Here is a 22,718-nt window from a genome sequence, read left to right as displayed (position 1 = left end):
AAGGACACGCGTGCTCAACGGCTTGTGGCTGGGTTTCTTCGCAGTGGCGATGCTGGCGGCGCTCGGGCGCTGGCTCGTGGGCGGCGATCCGGCGGTTTTCGCGGCGATCGTCGAAAGCCTGTTCGCGATGGCGCGGCTCGCGGTCGAGGTGATGGTGCTGCTGTTCGGCACGCTCACGCTGTGGCTCGGCTTCCTGCGCATCGCGGAGGCGGCGGGGCTCGTGGGCTGGCTCGCGCGCCTGCTGGGCCCGCTGTTCCGGCGGCTCATGCCCGGCGTACCCGCGGGCCATCCGGCGCTGGGCCTGATCACGATGAACTTCGCGGCCAATGCGCTCGGGCTCGACAACGCGGCCACGCCCATCGGCCTGAAGGCCATGCGCGAACTGCAGCGGCTCAACCCCGACCCGGTCACGGCCACCAACGCGCAGATCCTGTTCCTGGTGCTCAACGCGTCTTCGCTCACGCTGCTGCCCGTGACGATCTTCATGTACCGCGCGCAGCAGGGCGCGAGCGATCCGACGATGGTGTTCCTGCCGATCCTGCTGGCCACCAGCGCATCGACGCTGGTCGGCCTGCTCTCGGTGGCCGTGGCGCAGCGCCTGCGTCTGTGGGACCCGGTGGTGCTGGCCTACCTGGTGCCGGGCGCGCTGCTGCTGGGCGGCTTCATGGCGCTCTTGGGCACGCTCTCGGCGGCGGCGATTGCGTCGCTCTCCTCGCTCATGGGCAATCTTGCGCTGTTCGGCGTGATCATCGTGTTCCTGCTGGCCGGTGCGATCCGCCGCATCAAGGTCTACGAGTGTTTCATCGAGGGCGCGAAGGAAGGCTTCGACATCGCGAAGAACCTGCTGCCCTACCTGGTGGCGATGCTGTGCGCGGTCGGCGTGCTGCGCGCCTCGGGTGCGCTGGACTTCGTGCTCGGCGGCCTGCGCTGGCTGGTGAGCGCGGGCGGCTGGGATGCGCGCTTCGTCGACGCCATGCCCACCGCCCTGGTCAAGCCCTTCTCGGGCAGCGCGGCGCGCGCGATGCTGATCGAAACCATGAAGAGCCAGGGCGTGGACAGCTTCCCGGCCCTCGTGGCCGCCACCATCCAGGGCAGCACCGAGACCACCTTCTACGTGCTGGCGGTGTATTTCGGTGCCGTCGGCATCCAGCGTGCAAGGCATGCGGTGGCGTGCGCGCTGCTGGCCGAGCTGGCGGGGGTGCTGGCGGCGATTGCGGTCTGCTATTGGTTCTTTGGCTGAGCGCCGAGAAACCGGCCCCGGCGAGCGGGGCGATGCCACTCGCCAAGCAGCCGTCCGTGCGCTGAGCCAAAATGGTCCTCCGCCGTCCAACGCACAGCCTCTTCCGTGACCTCCTCCCGCCGGGCCAAGCCCCCTACCTTTTCGCCCGAAGAATTCCGCGAAGCGCTCGGCATGTTCGCCACCGGCGTGACCATCGTCACCGCGCGCTCGGCCGAAGGCACGCTGGTCGGCCTCACGGCCAACTCGTTCAATTCGGTGTCGCTCGCGCCGCCGCTGGTGCTGTGGAGCCTGGCGCGCGCGGCCGGCTCGATGCCGGCGCTCAGCACCGGCTCGCACTACGCCATCAACATCCTGGCCGCCAACCAGAAGGGGCTGGCCGAGCGCTTCGCCACCAAGAACATCGACCGCTGGGCCGACGTGGCCTTCACCGAGGGGCTTGGCGGCGCGCCGGTGCTGGCCGGTGCGGCGGCGAGCTTCGAATGCTTCAACCGCAGCCGCTACGACGAGGGCGACCACGTGATCTTCGTCGGCGAGGTGGAGCGCTGCACCCACAACGCCGGCGCCTCGCCGCTGCTGTTCCACGGCGGGCGCTTCTACACGGAACATCCCTTGTGAGCCGCGGCGCTGCGTTCATGTGCGTGTCGGTGCTGCTGGCTGCGCAGAACGTCGCGGCGCAGGAGCCGGCAGCACCGCTCAAGCAGAACTGGTTCGACGATCCGTTCTTCCAGGTCTCCGCCGGCCAGCCCGCCTGTGCCATGCCCGAAGGCCCGCTCTATACCGCCGAGGAGCGCCGTGCCCAGACCCATTCGCGGCTGGAGCGCGGCACCAGCTGCTGGCTCGCGGGCAAATGCACCGACAGCAACGCCTACCGCTACGACAAGCCGCTCGCGCCCAAGGTGCGCGCCGCGCTCTCGGCCGTGCCGGGCGTGCAGAAGGCCAGCGTGTGGGTGATGATCCAGCGGCGCTGGATCTACCTGCAGGGCTGCGTGCCCTCGGCCGCCGTGGCCAGGAAGCTCGAACGCGCCGCGCGTGCGGTGCCCGATGTCGAAACCGTGGTGCCCGACCTGATGGTGGGCACGCGGGGCAAGCCGCCTTATCCGGTGGCCGGCCGGTGAACGAACAACAACGCGACGAATGATCCAGCGCAAGACCCACCTCGACTCCCTCGCCATCGGCCTTCTCATCGCATGCTGCGCGTTCTGGGGCTTGCAGCAGATCCTCATCAAGACCACCGTCGCCGAAGTGCCTCCGCTCTGGCAGGCCTCGGTGCGCATGGCGGGCGCCGTGGCGCTGCTCTGGCTCTGGTGCCTGTGGCGCCGCGTGCCGCTGTTCGAGCGCGACGGCACGCTGCCGGGCGGGCTGCTCGTGGGCCTGCTGTTTGCGGGCGAGTTCGCCTGCATCTACCTGGGGCTGCAGCACACCTCGGCTTCGAGGCTCACGGTGTTCCTGTACACCGCGCCGTTCTGGGTCTCGCTGCTGCTGCCGCGCTGGGTGCCCGCCGAGCGCCTGCGCGGCCTGCAGTGGCTGGGCCTGGGCATCGCCTTCGCGGCGGTGCTGTTCGCGTTCAGCGAAGGCTTCGGGCATTCAAGTTCGGGCCAGCTGGTTGGCGATGCGATGGCGATCGTGGGCGGCATGCTCTGGGGCCTGACCACGCTGGCGCTGCGCACCACGCGGCTCGCCACCGCGAGCGCCGAGAAGGCCCTGTTCTACCAGGTGGCGGTGACCGCGGCCGTGTGCCCGCTGCTGTCGTTGGCGCTCGGCGAGCGCTGGGGCTTCTCGTATTCGGCGTGGGCATGGACCTCGATCGGCCTGCAGACCGTGATCGGCGCCTTCGCGAGCTACCTCACCTGGATGTGGCTGCTGCGGCACTATCCTGCCACGCAGATGTCGTCGTTCAGCTTTCTGACGCCGCTGTTCGCGCTGGTGTTCGGCGTGGCGCTGCTCGGCGAACCGCTCACGCTGCAGCTGATGCTGGCGCTGGTGGGCGTGGGCCTGGGCATCGTGATGGTCAACCGACGAAAGGCGCGGGCATGAAGGACACGGACTTCCAGCCGGTGCTCGACGACATTGTCGCCACCCTGCGGCCGCTGCTGGGCACCGCCGGCACGGTGGCCAGCTACATCCCGGCGCTGGCCTGCATCGACCCGCGCCAGCTCGGCATTGCGCTGCGCACCTGCGACGGCACCGAGGCCTTCGCGGGCGATGCTGAAACGCCGTTCTCGATCCAGAGCGTGTCCAAGCTCTTCACGCTGACGCTGGCCATGCAGCGCATGGGCGACGCACTGTGGGAGCGCATCGGCCGCGAGCCTTCGGGCAATCCCTTCAACTCGCTGGTGCAGCTGGAGAACGAGCAGGGCAAGCCGCGCAATCCGTTCATCAATGCGGGCGCCATCGCAGTGGCCGACCGCCTCGTGAGCCAGGCGCTGCAGGCCGGCGGCGGCGCCAAGGCCGACATCCTGGCGCTGATGGGCAGCCTCTGCGGCGAGCCGATCTCGTTCGACGACGAGGTGGCACGCTCCGAGGCCGCGACCGGCTTTCGCAACATCGCGCTCGCCAACTTCATGAAGAGCTTCGGCAAGATCGACAACGACGTGGCCGTGGTGCTCGACACCTACTTTCACCAGTGCGCGCTGCGCATGAGCTGCCGCCAGCTGGCGCGCGCGGCGGCCTTCCTGTGCCGCGACGGCGCGCATCCGATCGACGGCCGGGCCGAGGTGACCGGCGAGCGGCAGACGCGGCGCATCAATGCGCTGATGCTCACCTGCGGCACCTACGACGCCGCGGGCGACGTGGCGTTCTCCATCGGCCTGCCGTGCAAGAGCGGCGTGGGCGGCGGCATCGTGGCCGTGGTGCCCGACCGGCTCACGCTGTGCGTGTGGTCGCCCGCGCTGGACGCCACGGGCAACTCGTTGCTGGGAATGAAGGCGCTGGAACTCTTCGTCGCGCGGACCGGGCTGTCGGTCTTCTGAGCGGCTGTTTGCTCGCGCCTCTGCCGCATCTTCAGGCGGGCACTGCCACCGGTGGCGTGCGCAGGCACGCCATGCCTTCGAGCGAAGCCTCGACTGCTTCGTCGAGCGGCGTGTGCGGCTCGCGGCCGAGAAACGCGACCAGCCGCGCATTGTCCATCCGCACCGGCGTCTCCCACAGGTAGCGCATTTCGCGCATCTCGCGAAAGGTCGCGAAGAACGGCGAAGCCAGGGTCAGCAGCCACCACGGAAAGGCCACCACGCGCGGTTCGACACCCGTGCGGCGCGCCACCACGCGGCGGATGGCGCCGCTCATGCGCGTGCCGTCCGCATCCCAGTGGCCGGCCATGTGAAAGCTCGCGAAGGCCTCCAGCCTGTCGCGGCGCTCCAGCAGTTCGACCATGGTGCGCGCCACGTCCGGCAGGTAGGACCACTGGTGGCCGATGCCGCCCCTGCCTGGGTAGCTCACCGTGCCGACCGGCTTTCCCGCCTTGACCAGCCCCTGCGAGAACCAGTTGTTGCCGGCCTTCGGGCCGAAGAAGTCGCCGGCGCGCACGATCAGCACGCGGGCGCCGCGGCGGCTGGCGGCTTCGAGCCGACTTTCCATCTCCACGCGGATCGCGCCCTTGCGCGTCGCGGGGCGCTGCGGCGAATCTTCGGCGAGCAGGGCAAACGCATCCGGCCCGTAGTTGTAGACCGTGCCGGGCAGCACGATGGTGGCGCCTTCGGCCGTGGCGGCCGCAATGGTGTTGTCGAGCATCGGCAGCACCAGCTGCGGCCAGCGGCGGTAGCCGGGCGGATTGACCGCATGCACGATGACCGAGCAGCCCTTCGCGGCCTCGGCCACGGCATGGCGGTCCATCGCATCGCCGGAGATCCAGGTGATGCCGTCCTTCTGCGCCGCTGTATCCGCCGCGCCGCGCTTCAGTGCGCGCACCTGCCACCCCGCGTCGCGCAGTTGCCGCGCCACCTCGCTGCCGATGCCGCCGGTGGCACCAAGAACCAGAACCGTGTTGCTGCGGGCCATGAAAACGCTCCAGAAGAGTTGTCGATGGATGGATTCTGGAGCGCAGGCAGTTCCATTGGAATTGCCTAACATGATCCAGCAGCTATACATTTATGCATGACATCGAACATCGACTGGGAGCTCTATCGCTCCTTTCTCGCCGTGCTGCGGGAGGGCTCGCTCTCCGGTGCGGCGCGCGCGCTCGGCATCACCCAACCGACGGCGGGACGCCATGTCGCGGCGCTGGAAAAAGCCCTGGGCGTGGTGCTCTTCACGCGCTCGCAGGTCGGCTTGATGCCGACCGAAATTGCCCTGGCGCTGCGGGGCCACGCCGAGGCAATGGAGAGCACCGCCGCCTCCCTGGCGCGCGCCGCCACCAGCCAGGGCGAGGGCGTGCGCGGCGTGGTGCGGGTGTCCGCCAGCGAAGTGATCGGCGTCGAGGTGCTGCCGCCCATCGTCGCGCGGCTGCGCGAGCAACACCCGGCCCTGAAGGTGGAGCTGGTGTCGACCAACCGCGTCCAGGACCTGCTGCGGCGCGAGGCCGACATTGCCGTGCGCATGGTCCGCCCGAAGCAGGAGCAGCTGGTGGCGCGCCGCATCGGCCAGATCGAGCTCGGCTTCCACGCGCACAAGGACTACCTGGCCCGCCATGGAACACCGCGCAGGCTCGAGGAACTGGCGGCGCATTCGGTCATCGGCTACGACCAGCCTTCGGCCTTCGTGCGCAATGCGGGCAAGTCGCTGAAGGGCTTCAGCCGCGATGCCTTCTCGCTGCGCACCGACAGCGACCTGGCGCAGCTCGCGCTGATCCGCGCCGGTGCGGGCATCGGCATCTGCCAGGCCGGGCTCGCCCTGCGCAACGCGGCGCTGGTGCGCCTGATGCGGCGCACGTTTTCCCTGAAGCTCGAGACCTGGGTCACGATGCACGAGGATCTTCGCAGCAGTCCGCGCTGCCGCGCCGCCTTCGATGCATTGGTCGATGGCCTGCAGCACTACATCGGCACGCAGGCGCAGGCGAAAATGGACCGCGCACGAACACAAGCACCCGAATGACCGAAGCCACAGACTCCACCGACTCCGACACCCTCCCCCTGCAGGAACCCCGCCTCTGGCGCGACGGCCAATGGACCGCCCGCGTCATCAAGAACGAGGAAGACGACGGCTGGGCCGTCGAGATGACCCGCCACGGCGACCCCGAACCGGCGCTGGTCGGCCCCTGGACCATGGGCCGCGACAAGAAGAACCCGAAGCCGCTCGACGGGCCTGCGTTTTCCACGCTGGTGAAGACCGCCGCCGAAGTGATTCGCCGCCACGAGCAGCAATTGCACGCCACGCTCAACAAGAGTGTGACGGTCACGGCGCAGAGCGGCCAGCGCGTGCGCGTGTCGCTCGCCATCGTGCCTGACGAGGACAACCCTTCGGCCACGCTCACGGCCTATGACGATGCCGACGATTCGGAACTCGCCAGCGTGAACGTCTCGCCAGCCTTCAGGCTCACGGTGGGCAGCGCCGCCGCGTGGATCGAATCCGATTACGCGCGGCCGCGCTGAGCGCGTTTTCGCAATCAGCGAAATGACGTATGTGCAGCCTGCGCTGAGTTGAGAACAATCGGCTTCGACGACACAAGCCCATTGCACCCAAGACAAGCCCGAGCCGGTGGACCACCGGCTCGGGTTTTCTTTTTTTCAACCACCCTCCAGGAGCAGCGTCATGAGACATGGTGATATTTCGAGCAGCAGCGATTGCGTGGGCGTCGCGGTCGTCAACTACAAGATGCCCCGCCTGCACACCAGGGCCGAGGTACTGGACAACGCCCGCAAGATCGGCGAGATGCTGGTCGGCATGAAGAAGGGCCTGCCGGGCATGGACCTGGTGATCTTTCCGGAGTACTCCACGCACGGGATCATGTACGACGCGAAGGAGATGTACGACACCGCCGCCACCGTGCCCGGCGAGGAGACCGCGATCTTCGCGGACGCCTGCCGCCGCGCCAATGTGTGGGGCGTGTTCTCGCTGACCGGCGAACGCCATGAGGCGCATCCGGACAAGGCGCCCTACAACACGCTGATCCTCATGAACAACCAGGGCGAGATCGTCCAGAAGTACCGCAAGATCATGCCGTGGGTGCCGATCGAAGGCTGGTATCCGGGCGACTGCACCTACGTGAGCGAAGGCCCCAAGGGCATGAAGATGAGCCTGATCATCTGCGACGACGGCAACTACCCCGAGATCTGGCGCGACTGCGCGATGCGCGGTGCCGAACTCATCATCCGCTGCCAGGGCTACATGTACCCGGCCAAGGAGCAGCAGATCCTGGTGTCGAAGGCCATGGCCTTCATGAACAACAGCTACGTGGCGGTGGCCAATGCGGCAGGCTTCGACGGCGTGTACTCGTACTTCGGGCATTCGGCCATCATCGGCTTCGACGGCCGCACGCTCGGCGAATGCGGCGAGGAGGAAATGGGCATCAACTACGCCGAGCTGTCGATGAGCCTGATCCGCGATGCACGCAGGAACGGCCAGTCGCAGAACCACCTGTTCAAGCTGATGCACCGCGGCTACACCGGCATCATCCATTCGGGCGACGGCGACAAGGGCGTGGCGGACTGCCCGTTCGACTTCTACAAGCAGTGGATCAACGATCCCGAAGGCGCGCGCGAAAAGGTGGAGTCGTTCACGCGCAGCACCATCGGCACGGCGGAGTGCCCGATCGTGGGTCTTCCGAACGAAGCGGCCCAGCGCTGAACTCAGAGCGGCTGCTCAGCTCCGGGCAAACTCCAGCAGCGTCTCGATCACGCGCTGCGTCGCGCCATCCAGCGTGCCCTGCGCGCGGTACGCAATGGCCAGGTGGCGCGTGAGTTTCGGGCTCAGCGGCCGCGTCTGCACGTGCTCGCCGGCGTCGGCGACCTTCCCGCCGTCGGGTGCGGGCAGCAGTGCCACGCCGTAGCCGGCGGCCACCAGGCCGCGCATCGCGACGTCGTAGTCGTGCTCGATGCGCGCGCGGGGCGCGAAGCCGGCTTGTGCGAACCACTCCATGGTCAGCGCGAACATGCGCGAACCCGGCTCGTTCATGATCAGCGGCTGCTGCGCCAGCCAGGCCGGCGTGATGCGGCGCGGCGCCTGCCAGCGCGCGGGGATGAAGGCCATCATCGAATGCTGGCGCCAGGGTGTCAGCGCGAGGCCCGGCACCGCAGGCTGGGGCAGCGCGATGATGGCCAGGTCCAGGGTGCCGGCCAGCACGCCGGCGACCGAATACTCCGAGCCCATGAAGCTGGGCGTCAGCACGATGTCGGGATAGCGCTCCAGCAGGGCATGGAACACCGGCGGCAGCAGGTCAACCACCACGCTGGTGGTGCTGCAGCCGATGCGCACCCGGCCGGCCAGCCCCTTGTGCTGGCGCCGCACCGCATCGATGGCGTCGTCGGCATCGCGCAGCAGGCGCCTGCCGCGCTCCACCAGCACGGCCCCTGCCGCGGTGGGCGTGACCCGGCGCGCGCCGCGCAGCACGAGCGGCGCGCCGAGGCGCGATTCGAGTTCGCTGATGTGCAGGCTCACCGTGGGCTGCGCGAGGTGCAGCGCCTTGGCCGCCGCCGAGAAGGTGCCCAGATCGGCAATGGCGATGAGCGTGCGGAGTTGGTCGAGGTTGAGCTGTCGCATCAGGAATGCTGATTGAAGGTGTCAGAAATCTCAACTTCCACAATAGCATGCGTCGCCGCAAGATGAGCGCTCCCACAAGGAGACCATCGTGACAGCGCCAACGCACTCGCCCTTCCATCAACGCCTGATGCATGTCCTGCGCAGCTGGCGCCGCCGCGCCGCGGAGCGCCGCCGCAGCCGCGCGGACGCACAGCGTCTGGCCGGCATGAGCGACCACGAGCTGTGCGACCTGGGCATCGGCCGCAGCGAAGTTCCCGGCCTGCTCGACAGGCATCGCTGATCATCGGATTTGAGGTTCAATCCGAGGCGTGCCCAAAACCGCCGCCCCCACTCCGCTTTCCATCGAACTCACCTCGCCGCAATCGGTCAACGGCCAGCGCGCGGCATTCCAGTCGCTCTGGCTGCTCGCGCGCATGAAGCATGCGCACGATGCCGAAGCCGGCCTCGTGCGGCTGGCCGACCTGCGCGGCGAAGTCTCCGATGCGAGCACGCTGCGCATGGTCGTGAGCCGCGCATTCCGCGACTTCAAGGCCTGGCACATCGAGGTCGGCTGGGGCGAGGACACGCAGCGCGAGCCGCGCTTCCTGAACGCCGAGCGGCGCAGCCAGGGTCCGTTCTGGCTGCCGCCCGCCGAGGCCCGGCGCGTGCGCATGCTGGTGGGCGGCCGCCCAGCCACGCCCGCCGAGGTGGCTTCTTTCCTGGGGCTGCGCTCGCGCAAGGCCCGCGCGGCCGCGCCCGGCTCGCCGCCGCCCGATGCGGTGCACCTGCAGGACGCCGCGTTCTGGAAGCAGCTGGTGGCCTCGCAGCAGGCGGCGCGGCAAGGCCGGCTGATGGCACCGGTGGCAGGCGGCAGCGCGGCCGGGTCGCCGGCCAGTGCGCTGGAGTCGATCCGCCTGGCCGGCACGCTGGCCGCCACCGATTTCCAGCGCGCGCTGGTCACGCTCAACGAGGCGATGCTGTGGCGCCGGCTCGGCGACAACGAGCAGGCGCGCCGCCGCCTGCAGGCGCTCAAGAAGCAGCGCCTCGCGCACCATGTGGCGGGCAACGACTACCTGGGCGCGATGGAATGCATCGTCTCGGCCTGGTGCGCCTACACCGCGCGCGACCTGCCGCTCGCGCAGTCGCTGCTGAGTGGCATGGCGAACGATGCGGCGCGCAGCCTGGTGCTGCGGCACCACCCCGACGTGCGCTTCGAATGGTGCAACCTGTGGGCGCTGGTGTGCCGCTCGCGCGCACTGGGGCTCTCCGCCGACGACAAGCCAACGGCCGCGACGCTCGCCGAAGAGTCGCTGCAGCGCTTCGGCGAAGCATTGGCCGCGGCCTTCGAATCGCATTCCTTCGACGCCGCACAGCACGTGGCCGCCAACATGGGCATGGCCGCGTGGCTGTTCGACCGCGTGGGCCTGTCCGACCTGCCGGCGCTCGTGCACGAAGGCCATGCCGACACCACGCGCCGCGCGGTGCAGTGGATCGCCTTCAGCGAATGGCTCTGCGGCCACACCGACGGCCAGGGCCGCTCGGCCTGGAACGCGATCTACCTGATGCGCATCGCGCGCGGCCACTGCCGGCCCGAGCGGCAGCCCACGCTCGCGCAGTTCCGTGCGCAGAAGCCGCTCGATAGGGCCGCGATCTCCCGGCTCGCCGGGCCGCTCGCGGATGCCTTCGATGCCGCCCATTGGCCCGCGCGCTGGATCGAGGTGGCGCAGGCGCGGCTGGCCGACCACCAGGCCGGGCGGCGCCGCTACCCGGGCCTGCAGCATTGCAGCCTGCTGTTCGAGCACGCCTGGTACGCGGCGCACGCGGGCGACCTGAGGGCGGCCGAACAGTCGCTGGCTGCATTGCGCGAAGCCTTGCCGCAGCTGGTGCCGAGCGACCGCGCCTACTTCACCGAATCGTGGAACGACACGCTGCCGGCCGAGCTGGTGCTCGAAGCCAAGCCGCCGCGGCGGCCGGCAGCGCGCAAGAAAACCCTGCCCCGCTGATCAGCGCGCAGCCGGCACGCCGGTCGACTTGCGCACCACGAGCTCGGGCCGCAGCACCACGGTCGATGCCGACATGGCACGACCGTCGATCTCCTCGAACAGCATCTCGGCCGCACGCCAGCCGAGTTCGCGGTGCGGCAGGCGAATGGTGGTGAGCGGCGGGTCGACCATGTCGACCAGTGGCATGTCGTTGTGACCGGTGACCGAGATGTCCTTCGGCACGCGCAGGCCGGCCTGGCGCAGCGCATCGTAGGCACCGAGCGCCACGAGGTCGTTGCAGCACACCACGGCCTGCGGGGTCGGGCCGGCTTCGAGCATCTGCCGCATGGCGGCCGCGCCGGCCTCGCGGCTGTAGCTCGCGCACTCGATCACGCGCAGCGGCTTCATGCGGTGGTCGCGCAGCGCCTGCTCCACGCCCAGGCGGCGGCCCACGCCAGTGGGAATGTTCTGCGGTCCGGCCAGGTGCGCAATGCGCTTGTGGCCGAGGCCCACGAGGTGGTCGACCGCGAGCTTCATCGCAAGCCGGTCGTCGCTCACCACGGCCGGCAGGCGGCCGGTCTCGTCGGCGCGGTTGACCAGCACCGCGGTCATGCCGGCCTTGGAAACGAAGTCGACCAGCGGATCGTCGCGCGTGGCGGTGGCCAGGATCACGCCGTCGACGCGCTGCGCGAGCATGCGCTCGAGCACCGGCCGCGCGAGCGCAGGGTCGGCCACGTTGGTGACGAACACGAAGTAGCCGCGCGCCGCAGCGCTGGCCTCGATGCCCTGCAGGATGGGCGGGAACACCGCGTTCGTGATGTCGGGCACCAGCACGCCGATGGTGTGGGTGCGGCCCGTGCGCAGCGCCGAGGCCGCGCGGTTGGGCCGGTAGCCCAGGCGCTGCGCGGCCTCTTCCACCACGCGCAGCACTTCGTCGCTGATCAGCGAGCGCTTCTCGGGGCTGAGCGCGCGCGAGACGGTCGACACATGCACGCCGGCCGCGCGGGCAACGTCGCGGATGGTCACAGGGGAAGAAGGTGGGCTGATGCTCATGGGCTGATTGGTGCAAACGATTGTCGCCGGGGCTGCGCGTTCGGAACGCCTGCGCGCATTCCCATATTGGCCGACAGGGTCATTTTACTTTCTGCCGGTTTGGACTAAGATCGTGCAAACGATTGCACAAACATCCCGACGAGACATCCCATGAACATCGCCACCTCCCCCGACTCGGTACTGGGCTTCGCGCTCCAGGCCATGGAGCGCACGCCCGATCCGCGCCTTCGCACCGTGATGAATGCGCTCACGCGCCACCTGCATGACTTCGTCCAGGAGGTGAAGCTGACCGAGGAAGAGTTCGAGCAGGCGCTCGAATTCATCGTCGCCATCGGCCAGGCCACGGGCGAGAAGAAGAACGAGGTGGTGCTGGCGGCCGACATCCTCGGTATCTCCACCGTGGTGGCGCTGCAGAACAACCAGGACCCGCACGGCGAATCGCCGGCCGCGCTGCTCGGCCCGTTCTGGCGCGCGAACTCGCCGGCCTGCGCGCTCGGCGACAGCATTGCGCGCTCGGGCACGCCGGGTCTTCCGCTCGTGGTGGCGGGCACGGTGCGCGACGCGCAGGGCGAACCGATCGCGGGCGCCACGGTCGACGTGTGGCAGGCCTCGCCGATCGGCCTCTACGAAAACCAGGACCCGGCGCAGGAAGACATGAACCTGCGCGGCCGCTTCACGACCGACGCGCAAGGGCGCTTCCACTTCCGCAGCGTGCGGCCGGCCGGCTATCCGGTGCCCACCGACGGGCCTTGCGGCGTGCTGCTACGCGCACAGCAGCGCCACCCCAACCGGCCCGCGCACCTGCACTTCATGGTGAGCAAGCCAGGCCACAAGGTGCTGGTCACGCAGGTGTTCGCCGATGACGACCAGAACCTGGAGAGCGACCCGACCTTCGGCGTGACGCGGCGGCTGATCGGCTGCTTCGCACTGGCGCCCGATGGCCAGAGCGCCACGCTGCAGTACGACTTCCAGCTCGAACCGGGCGAGATGAAGTTCCCGCGTCCTCCCATCCCCTGAACCCAGGCTTCCATCCCATGAGCTTCGATCCTGTTTCCCGACTCGACGGCAAGGTTGCCGTCATCACCGGCGGCCTTGGCGCCATCGGTTATGCGACGGCGGTGCGCCTTGCAACGCTGGGCGCCACCTGCGTGCTGCTGCACCGCAAGGGCGACGATGCGGCCGCACGCGCGGCTGCCCTGCCCTCCGCCCACGGACAGCGCCACATGGCGATCCGCGCCGACATCGTCGACACGCCGAGCCTGCAGGCCGCGGCCGCCGAAGTGAAGGCCGCGCACGGGCGCTGCGACATCCTGGTCAACAGCGCGGGCCACACGCAGCCCGTTCCGGCGGGCGACCTCGACGCCTTGACCGACGAACTCATCGACGAGCTGCTGCGCGCCAACTTCCGCGGCGTGTTCGCGACCATCCGCGCCTTCGCACCGATGCTGAAGGACAGCGGCGACGGGCTCATTGCCAACATCTCGTCGATCGCGGGCTTCACGGGCGTGGGCAGCAACCTTGCGTACGTGGCGGCCAAGGCCGGGCTCGACGTAGTGGGCGATGCGCTGGCCAAGGCGCTGGCGCCGGCGGTGCGCGTGGTGTCCATCTCGCCGGGCGCGGTCGAGTCGGGCTTCGTGCCGGGCCGCGGCGCGGAATTCGCGAGCAAGATGGCGAGCACCACGCCGCTCGGGCGCATCGGCAAGCCCGACGACGTGGCGGCCACAGTGGAAGCGCTCGCGACGACGATGCGCTTCGTCACCGGCACGCGCATCGTGGTCGATGGAGGGCGCCACCTGTGAGCACCGCCAAGACGCTCATCACCTGCGCCGTCACGGGCAACCTCGTGAAGCCCGAGCAGACGCCGCACCTGCCGATCACGCCGGTGCAGATCGCCGACGAATGCCTGGCCGCCGCGGAGGCCGGCGCGGCGCAGGTGCACATCCACGTGCGCCACCCCGAGACCGGCAAGCCGTCGATGGAGATCGAGCTCTACCGCGAGGTGGTCGAGCGCATCCGGCGCGGCAACCGCGAGCTGGTCGTCAACCTCACGACCGGCCCGGGCGGGCGCTTCATTCCGAGCGAGGACGATCCGAAGATCGCCGCGCCCGGCACCACGCTGCTGCCGCCCGAGAAGCGCGTGGAGCACATCGCGCTCATCAAGCCCGACGTGTGCTCGCTCGATCTCAACACCATGAACTCGGGCCCCGATGTGGTGATGAACACACCGAGGAACGTGCGCCGCATGGCCAGGGTGATTCGCGAGGCGGGCGTGAAGCCCGAGCTGGAGATCTTCGATTCCGGCGACATCAATCTCGCGCTCGACCTGATTGCCGACGGCACGCTCGACGGCCCCGCGATGTGGACCTTCGTCCTCGGCGTGAAGTACGGCTTCGCGCCCACGCCCGAGACGCTGCTGTATGCCCGCAACATGCTGCCGCGCGGCGCGTTCTGGAGCGCCTTCGGCATCGGCCGCATGGAGTTCCCGATCGTCGCGCAGGCCTGGCTGCTGGGTGGCCATGTGCGCGTGGGCATGGAAGACAACATCTACCTCGAGAAGGGCGTGCTGGCCGAGAGCAATGCGCAGCTGGTGGCGAAGGCGCGCGACATCCTGCTGAGCCTGGGCGGCGAGGTTGCCAACCCGCGCGAGGCACGCGCCATGCTGGGTTTGCCTGGTGCCGGGAGCTAACTTGCGGCCTCGTTCTACTCAGAGCGTTGTGGGGCATTCAGGGCGCGCTCCCACCGACGGGGTACCTTGCTCCGCGAATGTCCTCCGGCCTTCGGCCTCCCCCTTGATTTCGCTGCGCAAGGCACCCCATCGGCGGAAGCGTTATGCAGAGCGGTCGTTGATCAACCAGCACCACAGCCGCGCCCATCGTGCACAGGGCATCGGGTGCTCCCCGCAGCGAAATCAAGGAGGAGGCCGAAGGCCGGGGGACATTCGCGGAGGGGAGTACCCGGTGGCCTGTGCACGCGCCCCGAACAACCGCGCCCTGAACAACAGCACATCCAAACAACACACGCACCCATGAGCATCGCCGCAATGCACACCACCTCCCGCGCACTGCGCGTGAACGAAAAGGCCGCCAACCTCGACGCGCTGCAGATCCAGGCCGCGCCGCAGCCGGAACCCACAGCCCCCCCCGGCCACGCCGTGGTGCAAGTCGCCGCTGCCGCGGTCAACCCCAGCGACGTCAAGGCCGCGCTGGGCCTCATGCCGCAAGCCGTGTGGCCGCGCACCCCGGGCCGCGACTTCGCGGGCACCGTGGTCAGCGGTCCGGCCGAATGGATCGGCCGCGAGGTCTATGGCTCGGGCGGCGACATCGGCATCACGCGCGACGGCTCGCATGCGCGCTATCTCGTGCTGCCCGAAGCCGCGCTGCGTGCCAAGCCCCAGGGCATCTCGATGGACGAGGCCGGCGCCGTGGGCGTGCCCTTTGTCACCGCCTACGAAGGCTTCAGGCGCAGCGGCATGCCGCAGGCCGGGCAGACCGTGCTGGTGCTCGGCGCCAACGGCAAGGTCGGGCAGGCGGCGGTGCAGCTGGCCTCGCAGGCCGGTGCGCGCGTGATCGCGGTGCAGCGCCGCGCCGGACCGTTCGAGGGTTTCGCATGCGGGCCGGTCGACGTGATCGACGCGCGCCACCATGCCGACGTGGGCGCGCAGGTGCGCGAGCTCACCGGCGGGCGCGGCGCGAACATCGTCTACAACACCGTCGGCAGCGCCTACTTCGAGGCCGCCAACAAGGCCATGGCCAAGGGCGCGACGCAGATCTTCATCGCCACGCACGAGCGCGCCGTGCCCTTCGACATCTTCGCGTTCTACCGCGGCATGCACACCTTCGTGGGCATCGACTCGCTCGCGATGGACTGCGTGGCCTCCACCGCCCAGCTCGACGCGATGCGCGAAGGCTTCGAGCGCGGCACGCTCAAGCCCTTTCCCGTGGCGCGGCACTTCATGCTCGACGAAGCGATGGACGCCTACCGGCTCGTGCTCTCGGGCAGCACCGATCGTGTCGTGCTGCGCCCCTGACGATGAACAGCAACCCAGGAACACCGCCATGCACGTGACCCGTTTCAGCGAAGCGCCGCACTACGAGGCGCCCAATCATTTCGACATGCGCTGCCTGCGCCTGCAGGGCAAGGAGGCCGGGCCCTCGACGCAGATGTGGATGGGCATGAGCCAGATCCTGCCCGGCGGCCGCACCGGGCTCGACGGCTCGCCGATGGAAAAGCTCTACCTCGTGCTCGAAGGCCAGCTCCATGTGGTCGGCGAACTCGATGGCACGCACCAGGAAGAAGTGCTCGGCCCCTACGACAGCTGCCGCTTCGCGCCCGGCGAGAAGCGCCAGCTCGAGAACCGCAGCAATCGGCCGGTGCTGGTGGCGCTGGTGATGCCGAACGCACCGCCGGCCGCCTAGGCCCTCTTCAGTCATTCATCGCTCACCCAATTAAATCAACGGAGACAAGACGCATGAAGAAGACATTCCACACCTGGAGCCGCCGGCAGGCGCTCACGATGGCCGCGGCATTCGCGGCCTGCACGCTCGGCGGCACCGGCGCACACGCGCAAGGCGCATGGCCCGGCGCGCAGCCGATCAAGCTCGTGGTGCCGTTCACCGCAGGCAGCGGTACCGACATCGTCGCGCGGCTCGTGGCCGAGAAGCTCGGGCCCGCACTGGGCACCAGCGTGGTGGTGGACAACAAGCCCGGCGCCGGCGGCACGCTGGGCGCAGCCATCGCGGCCAAGGCGCCGGCCGATGGCTACACGCTGCTGGTGCATTCGGCCGGGCATCTCGTGAACCCGTGGATCTACAAGGGCCTGTCCTACGACACCCTCAAGGACTTCACCGGCATCACGCCGATGGCGAGCCTGCCCAACGTGCTGGTGACCGGGCCTTCGCACTTCGCGAACGTGCAGGACCTGGTCGCGAAGGCCAAGGCCAGGCCGGGCGGCTTCAACTACGGCTCGGCGGGCAACGGCTCGGCCACGCACATGAACGCCGAGGTGTTCCGCCTGGCGGCCGGGCTCGATGCGCAGCACGTGCCCTTCCGCGGCACGCCCGAGGCCATGACCGAGGTGATGGCCGGGCGCGTCGACTGGTTCTTCGCGCCGATGGTGTCGGCCCTGCCGCTCATCAAGAGCGGCAAGCTGCAGGCGCTGGCCGTGGGCACCGCGAAGCGCTCGCCCGCGCTGCCCGATGCGCCCACCACGGTGGAAGCCGGCGTGCCGGGTTCCGAGTATCTGTTCTGGGTCGGGCTGTTCGCACCCGCGAAGACGCCGCAGCCGGTGGTGGACCGCCTGCAGGCCGAGGTCGCGAAGATCATGGCCTCGCCCGAACTCAAGGAACGCCTCGACAAGCTCGGCGCCGAGCCCTTCACGATGCCGCCGGCGCAGTTCAACAAGTTCATTGCCGATGAAACGGCCAAGGCGCAGCAGGTGGTCAAGGCCGCGAGCATCAAGGTGGATTGACCATGCTGCGCACACTGCTCACGGCGGCCACAACCGCCGCATTGCTGCTGCCGCTCGCCGCACAGGCCCAGCCGGCCGACCTGGTCGTCACCAATGCGAAGATCGCCACGCTCGACGCGGCCTCCACCACCGCACAGGCGCTGGCCGTGCGCGACGGCCGCATCGTGGCCCTCGGCAATGCCGCGCAGATGCGCGCGCTCTCGGGCCCGATCACGCGCACGGTGGATGCGGGCGGACGCACCGTGATCCCGGGCCTCATCGACTCGCACATGCATGCGGTGCGCGCGGCGCTGAGCTACTCGACCGAGGTCAACTGGATCGGCGCCGGCAGCATCGGCGAAGCCATGGACCGCATCCGCGCCGCGGCCGCGCGTGCGCGGCCCGGCGGCTGGCTGATCGTGGCCGGGGGCTGGACCGAGCAGCAGTTCGCCGAGCGCCGCCGCCCCACCATGGCCGAACTGCAGGAGGCCGCGCCCAACCATCCGGTGTACGTGCAGCTGTTCTATGAAGCGGTGGTGATGACGCCCAAGGCGCTCGAAGCGCTCGGCGTTCCGGCGGGCACGCTGCCGGCCGGCATGAAGCCCGCGGCGGACGGGGCACCGGGCTGGATGACGGGCGACATCGTCGGCATCTCGGCCCTGTTCGACAAGCTGCCCAAGCCGACCTACGAGGACAACCTGGCCGGCACGCGCGCCTTCTTCCGCGAGCTGAACCGCCTGGGCATCACCGGCCTGGTGGATCCGGGCGGCTTCAGCATCGCGCCTTCGCAGTATGCGGCGCTGTTCGAGCTGTGGCGCGAGAAGGCGCTGACGCTGCGCGTGGCCTACAGCGTGTTCGCGCAGAAGCCCGGCGCCGAACTGCAGGAGTTCCGCGATCTCACGCAGATGCTGCCGATGGGCTTCGGCGACGAGATGCTCAAGTTCAACGGCCTCGGCGAACGCGTGACGCTCGCGATGTACAACAACAATTTTCCCGACGCGGCCGCGAAGGAGAAGTTCTACGAGCTCATCAAGTGGGCGGCGATGCGCAGGCTCGCGGTCACCATCCACTGGCAGGAGAACGGCTCGGTCGAGCACCTGCTCGGGCTCTACGAGAAGCTCAACGCCGAAGTGCCGATCAAGGACCTGCGCTGGTCGATCGCGCACCTGGACGACGCCTCGCCCGAAACGCTCGCGCGCATGAAGGCGCTCGGCATCGGCTGGACCCTGCAGGACGCGATGTACTTCCAGGGCGACCGCGCACTCGCCACGCGCGGCGACGCGGCGCGCCGCATGCCGCCCATCGGCAGCGCGCTGCGCACCGGCGTGAATGTGGGTGCCGGCACCGATGCGCACCGCGTGGCTTCGTACAACCCCTTCGTCGCGCTGCAATGGATGCTCGACGGCAGGACGGTGAGCGGCAAGCCCATGCGCGGCGCCGACGAGACGCCCACGCGCGAACAGGCGCTGCGGCTCTACACGGTGGGCAGCGCGTGGTTCAGCTTCGACGAGGGCAAACGCGGAACGCTCGAAGTGGGCAAGCTCGCGGACTTCGCGATCCTCGACCAGGACTTCTTCTCGGTGCCGCTGGAGCGCATCGGCAAGACGGTGTCGCTGATGACGGTGGTGGGCGGACGCGTGGTGTATGCCGCGCGGCCCTTCGATGGGGCAGGCACCTCGGTGGCCGCGGCACCCTAGGAGGGCTTTGCGAGCGCCCGCCGCACGCGTTCGCGCAGCACCGGCAGCACCTCGCTCTCGAACCACGGGTGGTGCTTGAACCAGCCGGTGTTGCGCGGCGACGGATGCGGCAGCGGAATGAAGCGCGGCGCATAGTCCGCAAAGGCCGCGACGGTTTCGGTGACGCCGGCCTTGCGCGCCGCGCCCAGGAAGTGGCGCTGCGCGTACTGGCCGATCAAGAGCGTGAGCTCGACCCGGCTCATCTGCGCGAGCAGGCGCGCATGCCAGAGTTCGGCGCACTCGCGGCGCGGCGGCAGGTCGCCGCTGCTGCCGCGGCCCGGGTAGCAGTAACCCATCGGCATGATCGCGATGCGCGCGGCGTCGTAGAACAGCTCGCGGTCGATGCCGAGCCAGCGGCGCAATTGCTCGCCGCTCTTGTCATCCCATGGCAGGCCGGTGGCATGCACCGTCAGGCTCGGCGCCTGGCCGACGATCAAGAGGCGCGCGCTGGCGCTGGCCTGCACCACGGGCCTCGGGCCCAGCGGCAGCTGTGCGGCGCAGGCGGTGCAGCTGCGGATTTCCGCGAGCAGCACGTCCATGGCGCCGGCACGCGCGCTATTCGGAGAACCGGCCGAAGAAGCCATTGAGATCGGCCCCCGAGGCCGCGCCTTCGAAGCCGTCGAAACGCCCCTTCTCGGCCAGCGCCCGCGCGGCGCGGTCGAAGCCGCCCCAGGCCGCGCGGGCGAGCGCGCCGCCCACGCTGACGCGCCGCACGCCGAGCGCGGCAATGTCCTGCATGCTGAGCTCGCTGGGCCAGCCGATCAGCAGGTTGACCGGCTTGGGCGCCACCGCGGCCACCACCGCGGCGATCTGCTCGCGCGTGCGGATGCCCGGTGCGTAGAGGCAGTCAGCGCCGGCTTCGGCGTAGGCCTTGAGGCGGGCGATGGCGTCGTCGAGGTCGGGGCGGCCGGCGAAGAAGTTCTCCGCACGGCCCACCAGCAGCGTGTCGCCGCCCGCCGCATCGATGGCGCCGCGGGCCGCGCGCAGCCGCTCGACCGCCACGCCGATCTCGAACAGCGGATTCGCCGCATCGCCGGTCGAGTCCTCGATCGACAGGCCCGCCACGCCGGTCTCGACGGCCAGGCGCACGCTTTCGGCCACGCCCCGGGCATCGGCCGCAAAGCCGTTCTCGAAGTCCGCATTCACGGGCAGGTCGGTGGCACTGACGATGTCGCGCAGGTGGGCCAGCATGGTGTCGCGCGATTGCCCTCCGTCGGCCAGGCCTTGCGACCACGCATGGCCCGAACTCGTGGTGGCCAGCGCCTTGAAGCCCAGGCCCTGCAGGTAGCGCGCGCTGCCCTTGTCCCAGGGATTCGGAATGGCGAAGCATCCCTGCTGATGGAGCGCGCGGAACTCGGCGCGTTTCTGGGCGACGGTGCGGGTCATGGAAGCCTCATCTTTCTTTCTTGCGTGCGAAGCATGGGTTTTTAACGCAACGGGGCGGACATTGCGCGGGCGCACCTTTCGGTGTTCTGATCGGCCCCCATGTCCTATGCCATCCTGCTCTTCATCCATCTCCTTGCCGCCGCCTTCTGGGTCGGTGGCATGGCCACCCTGCACTTCGCGGTGCGCCCCGCCGCCGTCGCCACGCTGGAACCGCCGCTGCGCCTGCGCACGATGGCGGCGGCGCTGCGGCGCTTCTTCGTGGGCGTGGACGCGGCCGTCACGCTGCTGATCGCGACCGGCGTGGCGATGATCCTGTTCGCGGGCGGTTTTCGCGCGGTGCACTGGCGCATCGAGGCGATGATGGGCATCGCCCTCCTGATGGCCGGCATCTACGTCTACATCCGCGCCTCGGTGTTCAGGGCGATGCGCCGCGCAGTGGAAGAAAGCGCGTGGCCGGTGGCGGCCGCGCGGCTCAACACCGTGCGCCTGCTGGTGACGGTGAACCTCGCGCTCGGCGTGGCGGTGTTCGCCGTGGCGACCATCGGGCGCGCCGGCTAGAAGCTGCCGCCTGCCGGGCCTTTCAGCTCGACGCCGTTGCCGTCGGGGTCGGCGATGTAGATCGAAGGCCCGTTGCCCTCGGCGCCGAAGTTGTTCTGCACCTCGCCATGCACCGGCACGCCGTGCCGCGCCATCAGCGCGCGGATGGCGGCCTCGTCGAAGGGCTCGATGCGCAGGCAGAGGTGGTCGACGTTGCGGCCTTCCTTACCGGCGAGCGCGCCGCCCTGCCGGCCGAGCGGGCCATCGTGCGAGACGAGGTCGATGAGGCTCGAACCGGCCCGCAGGTGCACCAGCCCCAGGTCGTCGCGGCGCTTCTCGAGCTGGCAGCCCAGCACGTCGCGGTAGAAGGCGATCGACTGCTCGATGTCCTTCACGCGCAGCACGACATGGTCGATGCGCAGGACCGAGAACGGCGGGCAGTGCGTCGGGTCGGCCATGGCGCGCCTCCTTTCTTTCTACGTGGGGTTCAGACCACGCCGGCCGCGCGCAGCGCGTCGAAGCGCGCGGCGTCGATGCCGAATTCGGCCAGCACCTCGCGCGTGTGCTGCCCGAGCGCCGGCGGCGCATGGCGCAGCACGGGCGGCGTGGCCGTGAGGCGCAGCGGGCTCGCCACGCCGGTGATGCTGGCAATGCCGTCGCCCGCATCGCGCGGCAGCGTGACGGCCAGGCCGCGCGACTTGACCTGCGCATCGTCGAAGGCCTGCGCGATGTCGTTGATCGGGCCGCAGGGCACGGCCTTGTCTTCGAGCAGCGCGACCCAGTCGGCAGTGCTGCGGGTGCGCGTGAGCTCTTCCATCATCGGAATCAGCACGCCGCGGTGCTTCACGCGCAGCGTGTTGCTCGCAAAGCGCGCGTCGGTGGCCCATTCCGCATGGCCGGCCGCTTCGCAGAAGCGCGCGAACTGGCCGTTGTTGCCGATGGCCAGCAGCATCGAGCCGTCCTGCGTCGGAAAGTCCTGGTAGGGCGCCAGGCTCGGGTGCGTGTTGCCCTGTCGCTGCGGCGGCTTGCCGGTGTTGAGGAAGGCACTGGCCTGGTTCGCGAGGATGGCCATGCCCACGTCGAGCAGCGCCATGTCGATGTGCTGGCCTTCGCCCGTGCGGTCCCGCACCTGCAGCGCCGCAAGAATGGCGGTGCTCGCGTAGACGCCGGTGAACAGGTCGGTCAGCGCCACGCCCACGCGCAGCGGGCCGCCGCCGGGTTCGCCGTCGGGACGGCCGGTGATGCTCATCATGCCGGTCATGGCCTGGATCATCAGGTCGTAGCCCGCGCGCTCGGCGTACGGGCCGTCGTGGCCGAAGCCGGTCACGCTGCAGTAGATGAGGCGCGGGTTGGCCGCGCGCAGGCTCTCGTGGTCGAGGCCGTATTGCCTGAGGCCCCCCGTCTTGAAGTTCTCCACCACGATGTCGGCCTGCGCCGCCATCTGCTTCAGGAGCGCCTGCCCCTCGGGCGTGGCCATGTCGACCGTGACCGAGCGCTTGTTGCGGTTGCAGGCCGTGAAGTAGCTGGCCTGGTCGGTGTCGTTGCCGTTCGCGTCCTTGATGAAGGGCGGCCCCCAGGTGCGCGTGTCGTCGCCGACGCCGGGGCGTTCGATCTTGACGACGTCGGCGCCCAGGTCCGCGAGGATCTGCGTGCACCACGGGCCCGCGAGCACGCGGGACAGATCGAGGACCTTGATGCCGTCGAGTGCTGCGGGCTTGGCAGTCATGCGT

At 69.5% G+C, this 22,718-nt stretch carries 25 protein-coding genes; 18 read left to right on the top strand and 7 right to left on the bottom strand.

Annotated elements, in window-relative coordinates; all coding sequences use genetic code 11:
• The first annotated feature begins 10 nt into the window (after positions 1-10).
• From ACAM54_RS00730 to ACAM54_RS00710, 5 genes are all read left to right on the top strand, one after another.
• Positions 11-1,240, top strand: coding sequence for a nucleoside recognition domain-containing protein (locus ACAM54_RS00730; protein ID WP_369649478.1), 1,230 nt, complete (start codon positions 11-13; stop codon positions 1,238-1,240).
• Between the two features lie 105 nt (positions 1,241-1,345).
• A complete protein-coding gene (locus ACAM54_RS00725) occupies positions 1,346-1,855 on the top strand; it encodes a flavin reductase family protein (RefSeq protein ID WP_021004866.1) in 510 nt (169 codons plus the stop codon).
• Positions 1,852-2,355, top strand: coding sequence for a BON domain-containing protein (locus tag ACAM54_RS00720; RefSeq protein ID WP_261380193.1), 504 nt, complete (start codon positions 1,852-1,854; stop codon positions 2,353-2,355). Before ACAM54_RS00725 ends, ACAM54_RS00720 begins: the two co-directional genes overlap by 4 nt.
• A 19-nt stretch (positions 2,356-2,374) precedes the next feature.
• Positions 2,375-3,274, top strand: a complete 900-nt coding sequence (locus ACAM54_RS00715; RefSeq protein WP_369649477.1) for a DMT family transporter — start codon at positions 2,375-2,377, stop codon at positions 3,272-3,274.
• Positions 3,271-4,209: a glutaminase gene (locus tag ACAM54_RS00710; protein WP_192326729.1), complete on the top strand. Its 939-nt coding sequence runs from the start codon at positions 3,271-3,273 to the stop codon at positions 4,207-4,209. Before ACAM54_RS00715 ends, ACAM54_RS00710 begins: the two co-directional genes overlap by 4 nt.
• Before the next feature lie 31 nt (positions 4,210-4,240).
• On the opposite strand, the gene ACAM54_RS00705 is transcribed toward ACAM54_RS00710, so the two are convergent.
• Positions 4,241-5,233, bottom strand: a complete 993-nt coding sequence (locus ACAM54_RS00705; RefSeq protein ID WP_369649476.1) for an SDR family oxidoreductase — start codon at positions 5,231-5,233, stop codon at positions 4,241-4,243.
• Between the two features lie 96 nt (positions 5,234-5,329).
• Between ACAM54_RS00705 and ACAM54_RS00700 the strand changes: the two genes are divergently transcribed.
• The 3 genes from ACAM54_RS00700 (at position 5,330) to ACAM54_RS00690 (ending at position 7,957) form a co-directional block, all read left to right on the top strand.
• Positions 5,330-6,265, top strand: a complete 936-nt coding sequence (locus ACAM54_RS00700) for a LysR family transcriptional regulator (protein ID WP_369649475.1) — start codon at positions 5,330-5,332, stop codon at positions 6,263-6,265.
• Complete coding sequence (locus tag ACAM54_RS00695; protein WP_369649474.1) at positions 6,262-6,762, top strand: hypothetical protein; 501 nt, start codon at positions 6,262-6,264, stop codon at positions 6,760-6,762. The genes ACAM54_RS00700 and ACAM54_RS00695 overlap by 4 nt, the downstream gene beginning before the upstream one ends.
• A gap of 160 nt (positions 6,763-6,922) precedes the next feature.
• Positions 6,923-7,957, top strand: coding sequence for an aliphatic amidase (locus ACAM54_RS00690; protein WP_369649473.1), 1,035 nt, complete (start codon positions 6,923-6,925; stop codon positions 7,955-7,957).
• Between the two features lie 15 nt (positions 7,958-7,972).
• Here ACAM54_RS00690 and ACAM54_RS00685 read toward each other — a convergent pair whose 3' ends face one another.
• Positions 7,973-8,869 (bottom strand): LysR family transcriptional regulator, encoded by an 897-nt coding sequence (locus ACAM54_RS00685; RefSeq protein WP_369649472.1) that lies wholly within the window; start codon positions 8,867-8,869, stop codon positions 7,973-7,975.
• Positions 8,870-8,957: 88 nt separating this feature from the next.
• On the opposite strand from ACAM54_RS00685, the gene ACAM54_RS00680 reads away from it, so the two are divergent.
• Together ACAM54_RS00680 and ACAM54_RS00675 are read left to right on the top strand one after the other, a co-directional pair.
• The gene (locus tag ACAM54_RS00680; protein WP_369649471.1) at positions 8,958-9,149 is read left to right on the top strand and encodes a DUF1127 domain-containing protein; all 192 of its coding nucleotides are present in this window, start codon (positions 8,958-8,960) and stop codon (positions 9,147-9,149) included.
• A gap of 28 nt (positions 9,150-9,177) precedes the next feature.
• A complete protein-coding gene (locus tag ACAM54_RS00675) occupies positions 9,178-10,851 on the top strand; it encodes a hypothetical protein (protein WP_369649470.1) in 1,674 nt (557 codons plus the stop codon).
• Here the strand turns inward: ACAM54_RS00675 and ACAM54_RS00670 are convergent, their stop codons facing one another.
• Entirely contained in the window at positions 10,852-11,883 is a 1,032-nt protein-coding gene (locus ACAM54_RS00670) for a LacI family DNA-binding transcriptional regulator (RefSeq protein WP_369649469.1), read from the bottom strand. It lies immediately after the preceding gene.
• A gap of 150 nt (positions 11,884-12,033) precedes the next feature.
• Here ACAM54_RS00670 and ACAM54_RS00665 point away from each other — a divergent pair, with 150 nt between their 5' ends.
• The 7 genes from ACAM54_RS00665 (at position 12,034) to ACAM54_RS00635 (ending at position 19,026) form a co-directional block, all read left to right on the top strand.
• On the top strand, positions 12,034-12,900 hold the full coding sequence (locus ACAM54_RS00665) for a dioxygenase (protein ID WP_369649468.1): 867 nt from the start codon (positions 12,034-12,036) through the stop codon (positions 12,898-12,900).
• Positions 12,901-12,917: 17 nt separating this feature from the next.
• Entirely contained in the window at positions 12,918-13,682 is a 765-nt protein-coding gene (locus tag ACAM54_RS00660; protein ID WP_369649467.1) for an SDR family NAD(P)-dependent oxidoreductase, read from the top strand.
• Complete coding sequence (locus ACAM54_RS00655; protein ID WP_369649466.1) at positions 13,679-14,569, top strand: 3-keto-5-aminohexanoate cleavage protein; 891 nt, start codon at positions 13,679-13,681, stop codon at positions 14,567-14,569. The genes ACAM54_RS00660 and ACAM54_RS00655 overlap by 4 nt, the downstream gene beginning before the upstream one ends.
• A gap of 339 nt (positions 14,570-14,908) precedes the next feature.
• A complete protein-coding gene (locus ACAM54_RS00650; protein ID WP_369649465.1) occupies positions 14,909-15,910 on the top strand; it encodes a zinc-binding alcohol dehydrogenase family protein in 1,002 nt (333 codons plus the stop codon).
• Positions 15,911-15,938: 28 nt separating this feature from the next.
• On the top strand, positions 15,939-16,298 hold the full coding sequence (locus tag ACAM54_RS00645; protein ID WP_369649464.1) for a cupin domain-containing protein: 360 nt from the start codon (positions 15,939-15,941) through the stop codon (positions 16,296-16,298).
• A 53-nt stretch (positions 16,299-16,351) separates the two neighbouring features.
• Positions 16,352-17,350 carry a tripartite tricarboxylate transporter substrate binding protein gene (locus tag ACAM54_RS00640; RefSeq protein ID WP_369649463.1) on the top strand — a complete coding sequence of 333 codons (999 nt, stop codon included), beginning with the start codon at positions 16,352-16,354 and terminating at the stop codon, positions 17,348-17,350.
• A gap of 2 nt (positions 17,351-17,352) precedes the next feature.
• Positions 17,353-19,026, top strand: a complete 1,674-nt coding sequence (locus tag ACAM54_RS00635; RefSeq protein ID WP_369649462.1) for an amidohydrolase — start codon at positions 17,353-17,355, stop codon at positions 19,024-19,026.
• Here the strand turns inward: ACAM54_RS00635 and ACAM54_RS00630 are convergent.
• Complete coding sequence (locus ACAM54_RS00630) at positions 19,023-19,604, bottom strand: uracil-DNA glycosylase family protein (protein ID WP_209535774.1); 582 nt, start codon at positions 19,602-19,604, stop codon at positions 19,023-19,025. The genes ACAM54_RS00635 and ACAM54_RS00630 overlap by 4 nt on opposite strands.
• Positions 19,605-19,620: 16 nt before the next feature.
• Entirely contained in the window at positions 19,621-20,451 is an 831-nt protein-coding gene (locus ACAM54_RS00625; protein ID WP_369649461.1) for an oxaloacetate decarboxylase, read from the bottom strand.
• A 99-nt stretch (positions 20,452-20,550) separates the two neighbouring features.
• Here ACAM54_RS00625 and ACAM54_RS00620 point away from each other — a divergent pair, with 99 nt between their 5' ends.
• Positions 20,551-21,009 carry a hypothetical protein gene (locus ACAM54_RS00620; protein WP_369649460.1) on the top strand — a complete coding sequence of 153 codons (459 nt, stop codon included), beginning with the start codon at positions 20,551-20,553 and terminating at the stop codon, positions 21,007-21,009.
• Here ACAM54_RS00620 and ACAM54_RS00615 read toward each other — a convergent pair.
• Together ACAM54_RS00615 and ACAM54_RS00610 are read right to left on the bottom strand one after the other, a co-directional pair.
• Entirely contained in the window at positions 21,006-21,446 is a 441-nt protein-coding gene (locus ACAM54_RS00615) for a VOC family protein (protein WP_369649459.1), read from the bottom strand. The genes ACAM54_RS00620 and ACAM54_RS00615 overlap by 4 nt on opposite strands.
• A 29-nt stretch (positions 21,447-21,475) precedes the next feature.
• Positions 21,476-22,714: a CaiB/BaiF CoA transferase family protein gene (locus ACAM54_RS00610; protein WP_369649458.1), complete on the bottom strand. Its 1,239-nt coding sequence runs from the start codon at positions 22,712-22,714 to the stop codon at positions 21,476-21,478.
• Positions 22,715-22,718 lie beyond the last annotated feature (4 nt).

It is taken from the genome of Variovorax sp. V93 (assembly GCF_041154485.1).
Lineage (GTDB): Bacteria > Pseudomonadota > Gammaproteobacteria > Burkholderiales > Burkholderiaceae_C > Variovorax > Variovorax beijingensis_A.
Note: the sequence above shows the minus strand (reverse complement) of the source record. Positions and strands in the feature narration are given on the sequence as shown.

Bases quoted from the DNA above. Each gene is read 5' to 3' on its own strand.
- ACAM54_RS00715 (WP_369649477.1), top strand. From the start codon at position 2,375: ATGATCCAGCGCAAGACCCACCTCGACTCCCTCGCCATCGGCCTTCTC.
- ACAM54_RS00710 (WP_192326729.1), top strand. From the start codon at position 3,271: ATGAAGGACACGGACTTCCAGCCGGTGCTCGACGACATTGTCGCCACC.
- ACAM54_RS00705 (WP_369649476.1), bottom strand. From the start codon at position 5,233: ATGGCCCGCAGCAACACGGTTCTGGTTCTTGGTGCCACCGGCGGCATC.
- ACAM54_RS00700 (WP_369649475.1), top strand. From the start codon at position 5,330: ATGACATCGAACATCGACTGGGAGCTCTATCGCTCCTTTCTCGCCGTG.
- ACAM54_RS00695 (WP_369649474.1), top strand. From the start codon at position 6,262: ATGACCGAAGCCACAGACTCCACCGACTCCGACACCCTCCCCCTGCAG.
- ACAM54_RS00690 (WP_369649473.1), top strand. From the start codon at position 6,923: ATGAGACATGGTGATATTTCGAGCAGCAGCGATTGCGTGGGCGTCGCG.
- ACAM54_RS00685 (WP_369649472.1), bottom strand. From the start codon at position 8,869: ATGCGACAGCTCAACCTCGACCAACTCCGCACGCTCATCGCCATTGCC.
- ACAM54_RS00670 (WP_369649469.1), bottom strand. From the start codon at position 11,883: ATGAGCATCAGCCCACCTTCTTCCCCTGTGACCATCCGCGACGTTGCC.
- ACAM54_RS00665 (WP_369649468.1), top strand. From the start codon at position 12,034: ATGAACATCGCCACCTCCCCCGACTCGGTACTGGGCTTCGCGCTCCAG.
- ACAM54_RS00660 (WP_369649467.1), top strand. From the start codon at position 12,918: ATGAGCTTCGATCCTGTTTCCCGACTCGACGGCAAGGTTGCCGTCATC.
- ACAM54_RS00650 (WP_369649465.1), top strand. From the start codon at position 14,909: ATGAGCATCGCCGCAATGCACACCACCTCCCGCGCACTGCGCGTGAAC.
- ACAM54_RS00645 (WP_369649464.1), top strand. From the start codon at position 15,939: ATGCACGTGACCCGTTTCAGCGAAGCGCCGCACTACGAGGCGCCCAAT.
- ACAM54_RS00640 (WP_369649463.1), top strand. From the start codon at position 16,352: ATGAAGAAGACATTCCACACCTGGAGCCGCCGGCAGGCGCTCACGATG.
- ACAM54_RS00635 (WP_369649462.1), top strand. From the start codon at position 17,353: ATGCTGCGCACACTGCTCACGGCGGCCACAACCGCCGCATTGCTGCTG.
- ACAM54_RS00630 (WP_209535774.1), bottom strand. From the start codon at position 19,604: ATGGACGTGCTGCTCGCGGAAATCCGCAGCTGCACCGCCTGCGCCGCA.
- ACAM54_RS00625 (WP_369649461.1), bottom strand. From the start codon at position 20,451: ATGACCCGCACCGTCGCCCAGAAACGCGCCGAGTTCCGCGCGCTCCAT.
- ACAM54_RS00620 (WP_369649460.1), top strand. From the start codon at position 20,551: ATGTCCTATGCCATCCTGCTCTTCATCCATCTCCTTGCCGCCGCCTTC.
- ACAM54_RS00615 (WP_369649459.1), bottom strand. From the start codon at position 21,446: ATGGCCGACCCGACGCACTGCCCGCCGTTCTCGGTCCTGCGCATCGAC.
- ACAM54_RS00610 (WP_369649458.1), bottom strand. From the start codon at position 22,714: ATGACTGCCAAGCCCGCAGCACTCGACGGCATCAAGGTCCTCGATCTG.